Raw genomic sequence first — 14,805 nt, 5'->3', positions numbered from 1 at the left:
GTCCTCATGATTTGTTCGTCATAAGGAGGTAGCTAGTTGTAATTTTTCCGGACGCTAACTAAGGAGCGCTTATGTCCGAACAGCACGATCTTTTCACTACGCTTGAAAGCGAGATACGCCAGGCATCCCTCAATGAGCGTACTCGCACCAAGTTACTCGATAACCTCAAACAAATGAGAGCCACCGAGCTCAACATCCTCATTACAGGAGCCACCGGAGCAGGAAAAAGTTCAACGATTAACGCTCTCTTTGACATGGGCGTTGCAGAAGTGGGCATTGGGTGTGAACCGCACACTCAGGGTGTTACGCAATATCGTCTGAACAATCTTATTCTTTGGGATAGTCCTGGTCTGGGGGATGGCCTAGAAGAAGACAAACGCCATGCTCGCTTATTGAAACATGCGCTGAGAGCCAGAGATGAGCAGAACCGTTTCGTGATTGACTTGGTACTTGTGATTCTTGATGGTGGCTCACGCGATTTAGGTACACCTATCACCTTGATTAATGATGTGCTTATTCCAGCATTAGGCGAAGAAGCACAGCACCGTTTAATCATCGCCATTAATCAAGCCGATAATGCGTTAAAAGGAAATCAATCCTGGGACTACGAAAGCAATACACCGACACCCGTGTCTAAAACTTATCTTGAAACCATGGTGCGCTCGGTTCATCGACGCGTATTACGCGCAACAGGGGTTTATCTAAAGCCCGTCTACTACGTTGCGGGGCACAGTGATGGATTGGTCAAGCAACGGCCCTATAACCTTTCCAAGTTGCTGTATTTGATTGTTGAGCGTTTACCAAAAAATAAACGGCTCTTACTGGCGAATCGCACGCTTTCCCCTCGACATGAGAATTGGAAAGACAACGATGCCAGTGATTACAACAAAAAAAACAGTCTTAGTTTGTGGGAGGCAATCTTCGACACGACGACTCAAGGTGCTCAATACGGCGAAGAAATAGGAAGTGTGTTTGGCGCTACAGGCAAACACCTGGGCAAAATCATTGGCGGCGCACTAGGGGCATGCTTAGGTAGTCTACGTTATATCTTTGGCTGGTAGATAGCGTCTCCACTGTTACGTCTCTCAAAGCCAACCTCTCTTCGACATAAGTTGTCGCAACCACCTTTTAATATCAACTCATTGAATAACTGTTCAAAGGATACTTCTCATGAAACCAATTGTGCTTACAGCAGCACTGTCAATGTTATTAGCCTTTAATGCGTCAGCTTAAGGCTACAAAGTGGAATATAAAGACATCAATACTCAATGGGGAACGAAAACGAAAATCTTTGTGACGTCTCTTTTTGACTTCTCTACCATCTTCGGCATTGAAGTAAACCGAGGCAATTGTGAGGTTGCTTGGCCAGAGATGCCCAAGATGACTGTAAACAAGAATAAATATAGCCAATCCGATGACTTACTCAATAATCTGAGCAATCCCGACTACAAAAAGCCATCTAGCGATAGCAAGGCGAATGGGGTCGTATGGCATCGTTATCCTGAAGTGGACCTGAAGTACGGGGATTCAACCGGATACGTCACCACAACGCGCTGTAGAGTCTTAGAGATAAAAATCTTTTCCAGTGAAGGTGAGTTCCGCTATACGACAGATTAGATTATAGAAAGGCCGCAGGGGCCTTTCTTTTTTGCCTTGCTAATGACGACTACTATCGAAGTTTCTTCCTCTGTTTCCAAAAAGCTTGCTTTCTAGTTTTGCCAAATAGCTGACACGGTAAAAGGCTTGGTTGTATTGATTGTAAAAGGTCTCTGTATTGTCTCGTCTGTTGATTTCATACGTACCGTTGTTGGGGAAATAAATCGCACGGCTTGCCTGCTCGACCGAAAGGCCGGTTGCACTTGCCCAGGCCTTAGCAATCATCCCCGAAATGTACTCGCCCTTAATGTCATCGTAAGGTCCCACTCCTTTAAAAACATCACCATTCAACAATACAGCTACGTGATAGTGAGGATACGCTGAAGTGACGATCTCTCTGCACCAGATAAATCGAGGATCGGAGTGGCGGTTATGGCTTTTACGTTTTAAGTAAGCACACATAATCGCTTTAAAGGACTCTCGGAACTTAGTGATCTGTTTACCTGTGACATTGGCATTTGAATAACCATCGGGGTAGTGCAAGTCAAATCGCATTAACAACGTTCTAGGGTATTGGCTTAGTGCATAATCGAAAGTTCGTTTTATCGAGGCTAAGTAGCTATCGTCGAGAGGACCGTTATTCGAGTTGCAGCTTAGTAGCATACCGCCGATGTAACGCTTGTCTGTACTGTTGTTGTTCATTTCTATCATTCCTATTGGTTAGTGTTCTCAATAGGTAGATAGGTTGTTGTAATTTATTAGATAAGATTCATATAAATACTATTATTACCGACAGTTTTTTACTCACCTCTTCCAGTCACGTATCTTTGTTCACAAGGCGTCTTGTGGTTTCAAAACTTGCAAAAGTTACTCTGATAAAAACTTCGACTTTGTAGAAGTTTGACTACTGCTATGACGTGCTTTGGGATGGGATAGTATCCACCAAAACTGTGTATTTTTGGTATGAATTCAGCTTACGTTGTCACATAACAAGGACACCTTCGATATTCCTCCACTGGAAAACCATAAAACTCACATCAATTCCCCTATGTGAGCTTGGTTTAGGTTTCAGATTGTTTATTTGAAAAATACTATAAAAACATATAAGAAATACTTTAAAATTACATAAAAATTACTAAGTAATAAATATGGCAAATTTAATACAGACATTCAACGTAGAACATGACCCTAGGTTTCTTTTTGATGTTAGTTTTGAGATCACGATAGATAGCAATCAGGATGATATTGATGCTCGAATCATGATTGCCAAAGATGCTGTGAAGAAAGATTCGGAAGGTTGCCTTCAAAGACTGAAAGATAACTTTGTAATTAGAAATATTGCGCTCAGTGAGTATGACTGGATTGATACTCGTGACTACGTATCTTCCTACTTTATATGGTATTGCATGCTTCTAGTGGTTAGGTGTAATAAGCAAGATACTAAAGCGAAGAATATCTCAGATTTTGATGTGGTTTTTTCAACAAGTGCTAATGATGCGGTTGTTGGATATGTACCAAAGTTTTCGCCTCATGCTTCAAAGTGGAAAATGCATACAACTATATTCTTGCATTACTTATTTAAAGAAACTGGTATCCAAGATGCATTAAAGCAACAAGAGGCCATGAACGAGATAAAAAACAAATATCTGGACTTTAAGCGTTCTCCTTTCTTCAAGCTAACAAAAGAAGAGAATGAAGATAGAGCTGAATGGACAAAAAATAAGCTAGAAAGCGATGGTGCTTTTCTACCATTTGAGATACCTGCTTCAAACAATACGGCTAACTTATCCTTAGCCATATCCCTTTATCTATGGAGTAGCAGTAGCTTTTTTAAGGCTTCTCTACTTTATGATGAGAAAAATATGAGCAAGAGTGCGTACATTCACAAGATGAATCTTTCATGGAATCAATATAAGCATAGAGAGAAGAACAAGCTTAAAAAGGTGAAGGCCTACAGTTTTGAGATGGAGGAGTCTCTGCAAAAGAAAATTGACCACCTGTCTAAAGCACTTGATATGAAGAAAAACAAACTTATTGAGTATCTCATAGAGCAGGAGTACACCAAGCAAACTAAAAAATAGCCTGGGTGTTTTAGTACTCAGAACTGATTGTTTCTGAAAAATGAGTGCGCACTGACTTCGGATTTAGTGATAGCTAAAACAAAAACGCCACTAGCAAAGCTGGTGGCGTTGACATCAAATCCAATCATAACAATCGAGCATTTTAGATGCTCCCGTACCCCAAGCCGTACCCAGAGCGATTTTTGCTACAATTAAAAACCTTTTAAACCCTTATTTAATGCGCTCTAGCATTACACCTGCTTCCATGTGGTGGGTATAAGGGAATTGGTCAAACAGAGCAAAACGCGTCACGTTGTGTGTTTCGCATAGAATGTCCAAGTTCTCTTTTAGAGTCTCAGGGTTACAAGAGATGTACATGATGCGCTCGTAACCTTGCACCATTTTACAAGTATCGACATCCATCCCAGCACGTGGTGGATCGACAAAAATCGTGTTGCAGTTGTAGCTCTTCAGATCCACACCTGCATCTTGTAGACGACGGAATTCACGCTTACCTTCGATCGCTTGAGTAAATTCCTCTGCCGATAGACGTAAGATTTGTACGTTATCAATCTTATTGGCGGCGATGTTGTACTGTGCAGATACCACAGATGGCTTCGCTAGCTCAGTTGCCAGTACGCGGTCGAAATTCTGTGCCAACGCCAGCGAGAAGTTACCGTTACCACAGTAAAGCTCTAGTAGGTCGCCAGTGCTTTCTTGGGTACAGTCGACCGCCCATTCCAGCATCTTCTCTGCGACTTTGCCGTTCGGCTGAGTGAAGCTGTTCTCTACTTGTTGGTAGATGTAGCTTTGACCATTTACATCGAGCTTCTCGATAACGTAGTCTCGGTCTAGGACAATCTTCATCTTACGAGCGCGACCAATGATGTTTAGGTTAAAGCCTTCATCATTTAAACGCTGTTTAAGGGCTTTCGCGTTTTCAATCCACTCTTCATCAAGTTGGCGATGGTAAAGGAGTGAGACCAGAATCTCACCACTTAGCGTCGATAGGAAATCCACTTGGAACAGTTTACGACGTAGTGAGTCGTTGTCTTTCATCGCTTCAACCAATAGCGGCATCAGGTCGTTGATCAGACGGCTTGCTGCAGGGAATTGGTCAACACGGTACTTCTCACGAGTTTCTTGGTTGAACATGATGTAGTAAAGATCTTCGCCTTCATGCCAAACACGGAACTCAGCACGCATGCGGTAGTGCTGCTCTGGTGATTCAAACACTTCCAGTTCTGGCATGTTGTATGGCGCGAACATATCCGTGAGACGTTCGACTTTTTCAGCCAGTTGTTCTTGGTAGCGTTGTGGGTTTACATCAAGAGTAGCCATGATCTTACCTTTTATGGTGCATTCAATTTAAGAGCGCAGATTTTATTCAATCTCAATAGGATGTCCAGTTTTGTACTGGAATTGATTTAAAGATAGTGCGTACAGGCAGAGTAGAAAGCAAAATCAATCAAAACGTTACAACTTCTAAGGGCAATATTGGCTGGACAAATAATCAATAGCTGAATAATATTTGCCTCAAGTTGGTGCTATCTAGCAATCTAGATGGCTGAAATGGGAATCTGGTGTGAATCCAGAACTGACGCGCAGCGGTAAAAGAGAACGAACGCTCATCAGACACTGCATTAGTTTATGTGGGAAGTCGAGCAAGTAGGCGGTACACCCGTGCTCTTGAGTCCGAATACCTGCCAACAACTGAGCCACAGCACTGGACTGTCATGATGACAGGGCTCGGAAGGAATTACGCGATTTAGGACAATACAATGAGAAAATCCGCACTGGCGATAACTTTGGCATCGCTGCTTTCACCTGTCTCTTATCTACAGGCCCAAGAAACCTCCACTGACGAAACCATCGTTGTTACTGCAAACCGTTTTGAGCAAGCCGAAAGCCGTACGTTGGCAGATGTCGAAGTAGTTACTCGACAAGACATCGATCGCATTCAAGCGAAAACCCTACCAGATGTATTGCGTCGCCTTACGGGGATTCAAGTTTCACAAAATGGTGGTCGTGGTCAGTTAGCGTCTTTATTTGTTCGTGGAACCAGTTCCGACCAAGTTTTAGTACTGGTTGATGGCGTACGTTTTGCACGAGCAGCGAAGGGCGCTGTGGACTTTAACCAAATCCCACTTACTTACGTTCAACGTATTGAGTACGTGCGTGGTGCGCGTGCGTCACTTTATGGCTCAGAAGCGATTGGTGGCGTGATCAATATCATCACCATTGCGCGTGCTGACGAAGAAGGAACGAAGTTAAGTGCGGGTTTAGGTAGTTTAGATTATCAAGAATTGAGTGTGGCATCTGGTATTAAAGTCACAGAGAGCGGCCAGCTAAATATCGCGCTTGGTAGTGAAAGTGATGATGGTTATAACGTTCGTCCTGTACCGGGAGTTAATGACGGCGATCGCCATGGCTTTGATACAAAGAATGGTCTGCTAGGTTACGTGCATAACTTCAATGACCAGTGGTCTGCATTTGGTAACCTACGTGCTTACGAAAATGTTTATCAATATGACAGCAGCTACGGCAGTCGCGGTTACTACGAAGCAGAAAAAGACGATCTTTCTGTCACTCTGGGCGGTAAGTATCAGTCTGATAATGTGATGTCAGAACTACAAGTAACAGCACAGAAACAGAAGTCTTGGAACTATGAGCAAGCAAAAGGCAAACACTCAGGTACTGAAGATGAACTTGAGCAGCAAAATGTCCAGTGGACCAACAGTTACTTGCTAAACAACAATACGACGTTGGCTGGTGGTATTGATTGGCGCAACGAGTCTTATAAAGACAAGAGTGCGAATAAAACGTTTGATCGTACCAATGGCGCTCTGTTTGGTATGGCAACCACTAGTATTGATAAAGCAATGCTCGAGGGCAGTGCTCGCCTTGATGATAACGAAGAATACGGTAGTGAGTTCACTTACAGTTTAGCGGCTGGTTACCAGTTTGTACCAGAGTTTGGGGTTAAAGCCTCTTTTGGTACTGCGTTTAAGGCTCCAAACCTATATCAACAGTATGACCCAACATACGGTGAGAAAGATCTGAAGCCGGAAGAGTCAGATGCTTGGGAGCTAGCATTAAGCGGTGATGTCCAAGGCGTTTTTTGGTCCATCACGGGTTATGACTATAAAATCACGAATCTTATCGATTACCATCCAACCACATACAAATATTTGAATGTCGATGGTGAAACACATATCCAAGGTGTGGAGCTTGTTGCTGAGTTTGATACAGGGATTGTGCAGCACCAGTTGAGTGCAGATTACAAAGATGCTGAAGACGATAAAGGGCATCAGTTGCAGCGCCGCGCTAAAGAAATGTATAAGTGGAATGCTTTAGTGAGCTTCGATAAAGTGGATTGGTCGGTTAGCTATCAGTACGTCGGTAAGCGTCCAGATGTGGATTACAGCACTTGGCCTTCACAAGATATTACGCTTTCTTCTTACTCGTTGGTTGATACGGCGGTGACTTACTATCCGAATGAGTCGACCTCTATTAGCGCTCGTATCGATAATCTACTTGATGAAGAGTATGAGATGGCAAAAGGTTACCCTGCTGCAGAGCGAGCGTACTATCTCAACGTTGGCTACGAATTCTAATCGTGAATGAGCACAAACCGCCTTCGGGCGGTTTTTAATATTTTGTGGTGGAAAATCGAATGAAGAAACCCAAGCGAGTGGTGATCAGTTGGTCCAGCGGTAAAGATTCGACATTAACGCTTGAGCGCCTTAACGAGAATCCAAATTATCAAGTTGTCGGTTTGTACACGACTTACGTAGGGAAAGAAGTCCCTTTCCAAGCAACTCCGCTTGAAGTCGTACAAATGCAAGCAGACTTACTTGCGCTTCCGCTCATTACTATCGAGCTACCTGAAGTCTTTCCAAGTAACGACATTTATCAATCGACCATCGTTAATGCATTACAAAGTAGTGGTCTGAATATAGAAGCTGTCGCATTTGGTGATATGTTTTGTAATGGCATTGCCGATTACCGACGCAGCTATATTGAACCTGTTGGCTGGGAATGCGTCTTTCCTCTATTAGGGGAGAGCAGCGAAAAACTAGCGATGGAAATCATAGAGCGTGGTATTCAAACTATGTTAATCACCATCGACGGAAGAGTTCTCCCTCCAGAATGGTGTGGTCGCTGGTATGACAAAGCCCTAATAGAGTCATTACCAAGTCAAATTGATCCCTGTGGGGAAAATGGTGAATTTCACACATTGGTTACGTCTTCGCCATCTTTTCAAGGACATATCGAGTTGACGAAGCGAGATGTAGAATCTGGAGATAGATTCAGCCATCAAAGATACCATGCTAAAGCATTGCCAAAACAAATCTACGCAGTATGATCGCAACGTTTCTGTTCTTTAGGTAAGACTCGTGCGAGTAGCAAGTAAGAAAAAAGTCCTAGTTTTTGACTCTGGTGTTGGTGGTCTTTCTGTATTCCAAGAGATACATCGCCTATTGCCCCAGCTAGACTACTTATACTTATTCGATAATCAGGCTTACCCTTATGGTGAACTCGATCAGGCTGTACTCGTTTCACGAGTTAACCAACTGGTCTCTTCTTTAGTCGAAGAACACCAAGTCGACATTGTCGTCATTGCTTGCAACACGGCGAGCACCATAGTGCTTCCTTCCTTACGCGAAAATTTATCGATTCCCGTTGTTGGTGTTGTCCCTGCGATTAAACCCGCATCGCTTTTAGCATCAAAAGGGGTAGGGCTGATCGCCACTCCGGCGACAGTAACACGCCAATATACTCACGAGTTAATACGGGACTTTGCGCAAGGCAAACCAGTTGAGCTGGTGGGATCAACTCGCTTGGTAGATATGGCCGAAGAGAAGTTGCGAGGCAACAGCGTTTCTCTCGACGAACTGACAAATATCCTGCTTCCCCTTCGCGATAAAGTCGATGTTGCGGTGCTCGGTTGTACTCACTTCCCTTTAATCAGAGAGGAGATTCATCAAGCTTTGGGTGGGGACGTTACTTTAATTGATTCAGGCGCAGCGATTGCACGTCGAGTAAAAGCATTGCTATTAAGTGATGAAATTGAGGATACAGAAGAGGGAAGTAAGTCGATTTATGCCAGTGCAACTCCTTGGCAGGAAGATGCACTGAACATTTGTTTAAAGAAGCTAGGTTTTAATCCTGTTCAGGTTTACCACCATCCGGATGTTTAGGATCGTTCGCAATTCTCACTTTTAGCGTTCTCTCCATATATTCCTTTTCATTAAGTTTAGCGATAGCTGGCTTGGCATCTGCCGCAGCCATCACTACAAAACCAAACCCTCTTCTTTTTCCAGTACGCTTATCTTTCATTAAGCGTACTGCATAGACCTGTCCATATTCAGCAAACAAATCGCGAACATGACTCTCATTGGCCTTATAAGGAAGGTTGCCGACATACAGCGTTTTAGTTGAAGGATCAGGCTCCGAAGATTGAAGAACAGGTGTTTTGCTAGAAAATGAAAAAAGAAAAGCAGTAGCGATAACACCAATGAGGAAGCTCAAGGCTGGTGGGATGATGAATTGAGAGAAAATGATTCCCCCAACGATGGCCAGCCCAACACATAAAATCAGATTTTTTTTAGACGTCATTTTAATTACTACACATAGTGATAAAGAGATCGATTGTCCATTAACAGAATAGACACATGAATCTTACGTATATGGTTGGTGTTTTTCCAACCAATTGCTGTGATATGTCTCAAATGTGACGAAGAAATATGCAAATATCGCACTTTTGGCTAATTTGTGACCGGTTGGTTTTTTATTTGCAAAAAACGCTTGTACTAATTTCTCAACCCCCTATACTGCGCATCCACCGACACGGAGTGAGACGAAAGTCACATAGCGAGTCGGGAAGAGAGAAAAAAGAATTTGAAAAAAATGCTTGACTCTCTCACGGTGTAAAGTAAGATACGCACCCCTAACGACGAGCAACTAAGTTGCTGAAAATGTTAGAAAAGCTCTTTAAAAATAAGAACCTATCAATCTGTGTGGGCACTCGTTGATGATAATCCAAATAGTTTCTTCGGAAACAATTTAGGTTTCAATGAAACGAAGTGACCATTGAATCTTCGGATTCAGCACAGTCAATTCAAACATTACTTATGTAATGTTCAGTATTCATTGAGCCGACAAAATCTTAAATTGAAGAGTTTGATCATGGCTCAGATTGAACGCTGGCGGCAGGCCTAACACATGCAAGTCGAGCGGAAACGAGTTATCTGAACCTTCGGGGAACGATAACGGCGTCGAGCGGCGGACGGGTGAGTAATGCCTAGGAAATTGCCCTGATGTGGGGGATAACCATTGGAAACGATGGCTAATACCGCATAATGCCTACGGGCCAAAGAGGGGGACCTTCGGGCCTCTCGCGTCAGGATATGCCTAGGTGGGATTAGCTAGTTGGTGAGGTAAGGGCTCACCAAGGCGACGATCCCTAGCTGGTCTGAGAGGATGATCAGCCACACTGGAACTGAGACACGGTCCAGACTCCTACGGGAGGCAGCAGTGGGGAATATTGCACAATGGGCGCAAGCCTGATGCAGCCATGCCGCGTGTGTGAAGAAGGCCTTCGGGTTGTAAAGCACTTTCAGTCGTGAGGAAGGCGGCGTCGTTAATAGCGGCGTTGTTTGACGTTAGCGACAGAAGAAGCACCGGCTAACTCCGTGCCAGCAGCCGCGGTAATACGGAGGGTGCGAGCGTTAATCGGAATTACTGGGCGTAAAGCGCATGCAGGTGGTTTGTTAAGTCAGATGTGAAAGCCCGGGGCTCAACCTCGGAATAGCATTTGAAACTGGCAGACTAGAGTACTGTAGAGGGGGGTAGAATTTCAGGTGTAGCGGTGAAATGCGTAGAGATCTGAAGGAATACCGGTGGCGAAGGCGGCCCCCTGGACAGATACTGACACTCAGATGCGAAAGCGTGGGGAGCAAACAGGATTAGATACCCTGGTAGTCCACGCCGTAAACGATGTCTACTTGGAGGTTGTGGCCTTGAGCCGTGGCTTTCGGAGCTAACGCGTTAAGTAGACCGCCTGGGGAGTACGGTCGCAAGATTAAAACTCAAATGAATTGACGGGGGCCCGCACAAGCGGTGGAGCATGTGGTTTAATTCGATGCAACGCGAAGAACCTTACCTACTCTTGACATCCAGAGAACTTTCCAGAGATGGATTGGTGCCTTCGGGAACTCTGAGACAGGTGCTGCATGGCTGTCGTCAGCTCGTGTTGTGAAATGTTGGGTTAAGTCCCGCAACGAGCGCAACCCTTATCCTTGTTTGCCAGCGAGTAATGTCGGGAACTCCAGGGAGACTGCCGGTGATAAACCGGAGGAAGGTGGGGACGACGTCAAGTCATCATGGCCCTTACGAGTAGGGCTACACACGTGCTACAATGGCGCATACAGAGGGCGGCCAACTTGCGAAAGTGAGCGAATCCCAAAAAGTGCGTCGTAGTCCGGATTGGAGTCTGCAACTCGACTCCATGAAGTCGGAATCGCTAGTAATCGTGGATCAGAATGCCACGGTGAATACGTTCCCGGGCCTTGTACACACCGCCCGTCACACCATGGGAGTGGGCTGCAAAAGAAGTAGGTAGTTTAACCTTCGGGGGGACGCTTACCACTTTGTGGTTCATGACTGGGGTGAAGTCGTAACAAGGTAGCGCTAGGGGAACCTGGCGCTGGATCACCTCCTTAAACGATGATTATTGCGATGAGTGTTCACACAGATTGATATGGTTTATAAAGTAAAGAGACGATACTGGGTCTGTAGCTCAGGTGGTTAGAGCGTTCGCCTGATAAGCGAGAGGTCGGTGGTTCGAGTCCACTCAGACCCACCAATTTCTTTTCCAAGGAATTGGCGACAGTATCGACACCTTGATGGGGCTATAGCTCAGCTGGGAGAGCGCCTGCCTTGCACGCAGGAGGTCTGCGGTTCGATCCCGCATAGCTCCACCATCTTTAAGTGTTCTTGAAAAAGAATCTTTAAAAATGGTTTTCATAAGAAAATCTAGCTCTTTAACAATTTGGAAAGCTGACAAAACAACAATTTATTGTTGTTTGTAAAGTTCTCAATGTTTGTCTTTATGACAAACACCAAAATAACACATTCAAGTGTTCTTGGAATTTGAGTCCGGCAAAATCGAGTCTGCATCATGTATAAAAATTGCAGACAACTTTGGTGACTTGTTCATCAACTCGAAACTCCTTCGGGTTGTATGGTTAAGTGACTAAGCGTACACGGTGGATGCCTTGGCAGTCAGAGGCGATGAAAGACGTAGTAACTTGCGATAAGCCCAGATTAGGTAGTAACAACCATTTGAGTCTGGGATTTCTGAATGGGGAAACCCACTTACATAAGTAAGTATCATTAACTGAATACATAGGTTAATGAGGCGAACCGGGGGAACTGAAACATCTAAGTACCCCGAGGAAAAGAAATCAACCGAGATTCCGAAAGTAGCGGCGAGCGAAATTGGACTAGCCCTTAAGCTTTACACGCGTTAGACGAACAGCCTGGAAAGGCCGACGATACAGGGTGATAGTCCCGTAGTTGACGACGTGTGTTCAGTGAAATCGAGTAGGGCGGGACACGTGATATCCTGTCTGAATATGGGGGGACCATCCTCCAAGGCTAAATACTACTGACTGACCGATAGTGAACCAGTACCGTGAGGGAAAGGCGAAAAGAACCCCTGTGAGGGGAGTGAAATAGAACCTGAAACCGTGTACGTACAAGCAGTAGGAGCAGGCTTGTCCTGTGACTGCGTACCTTTTGTATAATGGGTCAGCGACTTATATTCAGTGGCAAGGTTAACCATCTAGGGGAGCCGTAGGGAAACCGAGTCTTAACTGGGCGTTCAGTCTCTGGATATAGACCCGAAACCAGGTGATCTAGCCATGGGCAGGTTGAAGGTTGAGTAACATCAACTGGAGGACCGAACCGACTAATGTTGAAAAATTAGCGGATGACTTGTGGCTAGGGGTGAAAGGCCAATCAAACCTGGAGATAGCTGGTTCTCCCCGAAAGCTATTTAGGTAGCGCCTCGGACGAATACTACTGGGGGTAGAGCACTGTTAAGGCTAGGGGGTCATCCCGACTTACCAACCCTTTGCAAACTCCGAATACCAGTAAGTACTATCCGGGAGACACACGGCGGGTGCTAACGTCCGTCGTGGAGAGGGAAACAACCCAGACCGCCAGCTAAGGTCCCAAATTACTACTAAGTGGGAAACGATGTGGGAAGGCTCAGACAGCCAGGATGTTGGCTTAGAAGCAGCCATCATTTAAAGAAAGCGTAATAGCTCACTGGTCGAGTCGGCCTGCGCGGAAGATGTAACGGGGCTAAGTAGTAAACCGAAGCTGCGGCAATGTACTTTAGTGCATTGGGTAGGGGAGCGTTCTGTAAGCGGTTGAAGGTGTGTGGTAACGCATGCTGGACGTATCAGAAGTGCGAATGCTGACATGAGTAACGATAAAGGGGGTGAAAAACCTCCTCGCCGGAAGACCAAGGGTTCCTGTCCAACGTTAATCGGGGCAGGGTAAGTCGACCCCTAAGGCGAGGCCGAAAGGCGTAGTCGATGGGAAACGGGTTAATATTCCCGTACTTCTTACAATTGCGATGGGGGGACGGAGAAGGCTAGGTGGGCCTGGCGACGGTTGTCCAGGTTCAAGTGCGTAGGCTGAAGAGTTAGGTAAATCCGGCTCTTTCTAAGGCTGAGACACGACGTCGAGCTACTACGGTAGTGAAGTCATTGATGCCATGCTTCCAGGAAAAGCCTCTAAGCTTCAGATTGTAAGGAATCGTACCCCAAACCGACACAGGTGGTCGGGTAGAGAATACCAAGGCGCTTGAGAGAACTCGGGTGAAGGAACTAGGCAAAATGGTACCGTAACTTCGGGAGAAGGTACGCTCTCGACGGTGAAGTCCCTCGCGGATGGAGCTATTGAGAGTCGCAGATACCAGGTGGCTGCAACTGTTTATTAAAAACACAGCACTGTGCAAAATCGCAAGATGACGTATACGGTGTGACGCCTGCCCGGTGCCGGAAGGTTAATTGATGGGGTTAGACTTCGGTCGAAGCTCTTGATCGAAGCCCCGGTAAACGGCGGCCGTAACTATAACGGTCCTAAGGTAGCGAAATTCCTTGTCGGGTAAGTTCCGACCTGCACGAATGGCGTAATGATGGCCACGCTGTCTCCACCCGAGACTCAGTGAAATTGAAATCGCTGTGAAGATGCAGTGTACCCGCGGCTAGACGGAAAGACCCCGTGAACCTTTACTACAGCTTGGCACTGAACATTGACCCTACATGTGTAGGATAGGTGGGAGGCTTTGAAGCGCAGTCGCTAGATTGCGTGGAGCCGTCCTTGAAATACCACCCTTGTAGTGTTGATGTTCTAACGTCGACCCCTTATCGGGGTTGCGGACAGTGCCTGGTGGGTAGTTTGACTGGGGCGGTCTCCTCCCAAAGCGTAACGGAGGAGCACGAAGGTGGGCTAATCACGGTTGGACATCGTGAGGTTAGTGCAATGGCATAAGCCCGCTTGACTGCGAGAATGACAATTCGAGCAGGTGCGAAAGCAGGTCATAGTGATCCGGTGGTTCTGAATGGAAGGGCCATCGCTCAACGGATAAAAGGTACTCCGGGGATAACAGGCTGATACCGCCCAAGAGTTCATATCGACGGCGGTGTTTGGCACCTCGATGTCGGCTCATCACATCCTGGGGCTGAAGTCGGTCCCAAGGGTATGGCTGTTCGCCATTTAAAGTGGTACGCGAGCTGGGTTTAGAACGTCGTGAGACAGTTCGGTCCCTATCTGCCGTGGGCGTTGGAGAATTGAAAGGGGCTGCTCCTAGTACGAGAGGACCGGAGTGGACGAACCTCTGGTGTTCGGGTTGTGTCGCCAGACGCATTGCCCGGTAGCTAAGTTCGGGATCGATAACCGCTGAAAGCATCTAAGCGGGAAGCGAGCCTTGAGATGAGTTCTCCCTGATACTTTAAGTATCCTAAAGGGTTGTCGTAGACTACGACGTTGATAGGCAGGGTGTGTAAGCGTTGTGAGGCGTTGAGCTAACCTGTACTAATTGCCCGTGAGGCTTAACCATACAACACCC

The 14,805-nt window shown here is 45.8% G+C and carries 9 protein-coding genes, 2 tRNA genes, 2 rRNA genes and 1 riboswitch; of the genes, 10 read left to right on the top strand and 3 right to left on the bottom strand.

Translation table 11 applies throughout. The annotated features are described in order from the left end of the window. The first annotated feature begins 71 nt into the window (after positions 1-71). Both N646_RS10060 and N646_RS10055 read left to right on the top strand, forming a co-directional pair. A complete protein-coding gene (locus tag N646_RS10060) occupies positions 72-1,061 on the top strand; it encodes a GTPase family protein (RefSeq protein ID WP_017821278.1) in 990 nt (329 codons plus the stop codon). Between the two features lie 181 nt (positions 1,062-1,242). After that, positions 1,243-1,617 (top strand): hypothetical protein, encoded by a 375-nt coding sequence (locus N646_RS10055; RefSeq protein WP_017821277.1) that lies wholly within the window; start codon positions 1,243-1,245, stop codon positions 1,615-1,617. 39 nt (positions 1,618-1,656) lie between these two features. On the opposite strand, the gene N646_RS10050 is transcribed toward N646_RS10055, so the two are convergent. Next, positions 1,657-2,298, bottom strand: a complete 642-nt coding sequence (locus N646_RS10050) for an inovirus Gp2 family protein (RefSeq protein ID WP_017821276.1) — start codon at positions 2,296-2,298, stop codon at positions 1,657-1,659. A 446-nt stretch (positions 2,299-2,744) separates the two neighbouring features. Here N646_RS10050 and N646_RS10045 point away from each other — a divergent pair, with 446 nt between their 5' ends. Beyond that, on the top strand, positions 2,745-3,677 hold the full coding sequence (locus N646_RS10045) for a hypothetical protein (protein ID WP_017821275.1): 933 nt from the start codon (positions 2,745-2,747) through the stop codon (positions 3,675-3,677). A gap of 210 nt (positions 3,678-3,887) precedes the next feature. Here N646_RS10045 and trmA read toward each other — a convergent pair whose 3' ends face one another. Further along, complete coding sequence (trmA, locus tag N646_RS10040) at positions 3,888-4,997, bottom strand: tRNA (uridine(54)-C5)-methyltransferase TrmA (protein WP_017821274.1); 1,110 nt, start codon at positions 4,995-4,997, stop codon at positions 3,888-3,890. A gap of 186 nt (positions 4,998-5,183) precedes the next feature. After that, a riboswitch (cobalamin riboswitch) is annotated at positions 5,184-5,381 on the top strand. Between the two features lie 56 nt (positions 5,382-5,437). Here trmA and btuB point away from each other — a divergent pair. From btuB to murI, 3 genes are read left to right on the top strand one after another with little or no spacing between them, the layout of a single operon-like run. Continuing rightward, on the top strand, positions 5,438-7,273 hold the full coding sequence (gene btuB, locus N646_RS10035) for a TonB-dependent vitamin B12 receptor (protein WP_017821273.1): 1,836 nt from the start codon (positions 5,438-5,440) through the stop codon (positions 7,271-7,273). 59 nt (positions 7,274-7,332) lie between these two features. Then, on the top strand, positions 7,333-8,025 hold the full coding sequence (locus N646_RS10030) for a Dph6-related ATP pyrophosphatase (protein ID WP_017821272.1): 693 nt from the start codon (positions 7,333-7,335) through the stop codon (positions 8,023-8,025). A gap of 31 nt (positions 8,026-8,056) precedes the next feature. Next, positions 8,057-8,860, top strand: coding sequence for a glutamate racemase (murI, locus tag N646_RS10025; protein ID WP_017821271.1), 804 nt, complete (start codon positions 8,057-8,059; stop codon positions 8,858-8,860). On the opposite strand, the gene N646_RS10020 is transcribed toward murI, so the two are convergent. Then, on the bottom strand, positions 8,823-9,278 hold the full coding sequence (locus N646_RS10020) for an RNA-binding protein (RefSeq protein WP_017821270.1): 456 nt from the start codon (positions 9,276-9,278) through the stop codon (positions 8,823-8,825). The genes murI and N646_RS10020 overlap by 38 nt on opposite strands. Positions 9,279-9,830: 552 nt before the next feature. Here N646_RS10020 and N646_RS10015 point away from each other — a divergent pair. The 4 genes from N646_RS10015 (at position 9,831) to N646_RS10000 (ending at position 14,796) form a co-directional block, all read left to right on the top strand. After that, a 16S ribosomal RNA gene (locus N646_RS10015) occupies positions 9,831-11,383 on the top strand. A gap of 66 nt (positions 11,384-11,449) precedes the next feature. Then, positions 11,450-11,526 (top strand) — tRNA-Ile (locus tag N646_RS10010). Between the two features lie 42 nt (positions 11,527-11,568). Continuing rightward, positions 11,569-11,644, top strand: a tRNA-Ala gene (locus N646_RS10005). A gap of 262 nt (positions 11,645-11,906) precedes the next feature. Continuing rightward, positions 11,907-14,796 (top strand): 23S ribosomal RNA (locus N646_RS10000). The 16S and 23S rRNA genes sit together here with 2 tRNA genes alongside, the layout of an rRNA operon. Positions 14,797-14,805 lie beyond the last annotated feature (9 nt).

Source organism: Vibrio alginolyticus NBRC 15630 = ATCC 17749, assembly GCF_000354175.2.
Lineage (GTDB): Bacteria > Pseudomonadota > Gammaproteobacteria > Enterobacterales > Vibrionaceae > Vibrio > Vibrio alginolyticus.
Note: the sequence above shows the minus strand (reverse complement) of the source record. Positions and strands in the feature narration are given on the sequence as shown.

Excerpts from the sequence above, each read along its gene's own strand:
- N646_RS10030 (WP_017821272.1), top strand. The coding sequence starts at position 7,333 with ATGAAGAAACCCAAGCGAGTGGTGATCAGTTGGTCCAGCGGTAAAGAT.
- trmA (WP_017821274.1), bottom strand. The coding sequence starts at position 4,997 with ATGGCTACTCTTGATGTAAACCCACAACGCTACCAAGAACAACTGGCT.
- N646_RS10020 (WP_017821270.1), bottom strand. The coding sequence starts at position 9,278 with ATGACGTCTAAAAAAAATCTGATTTTATGTGTTGGGCTGGCCATCGTT.
- N646_RS10050 (WP_017821276.1), bottom strand. The coding sequence starts at position 2,298 with ATGAACAACAACAGTACAGACAAGCGTTACATCGGCGGTATGCTACTA.
- N646_RS10060 (WP_017821278.1), top strand. The coding sequence starts at position 72 with ATGTCCGAACAGCACGATCTTTTCACTACGCTTGAAAGCGAGATACGC.
- btuB (WP_017821273.1), top strand. The coding sequence starts at position 5,438 with ATGAGAAAATCCGCACTGGCGATAACTTTGGCATCGCTGCTTTCACCT.
- N646_RS10045 (WP_017821275.1), top strand. The coding sequence starts at position 2,745 with ATGGCAAATTTAATACAGACATTCAACGTAGAACATGACCCTAGGTTT.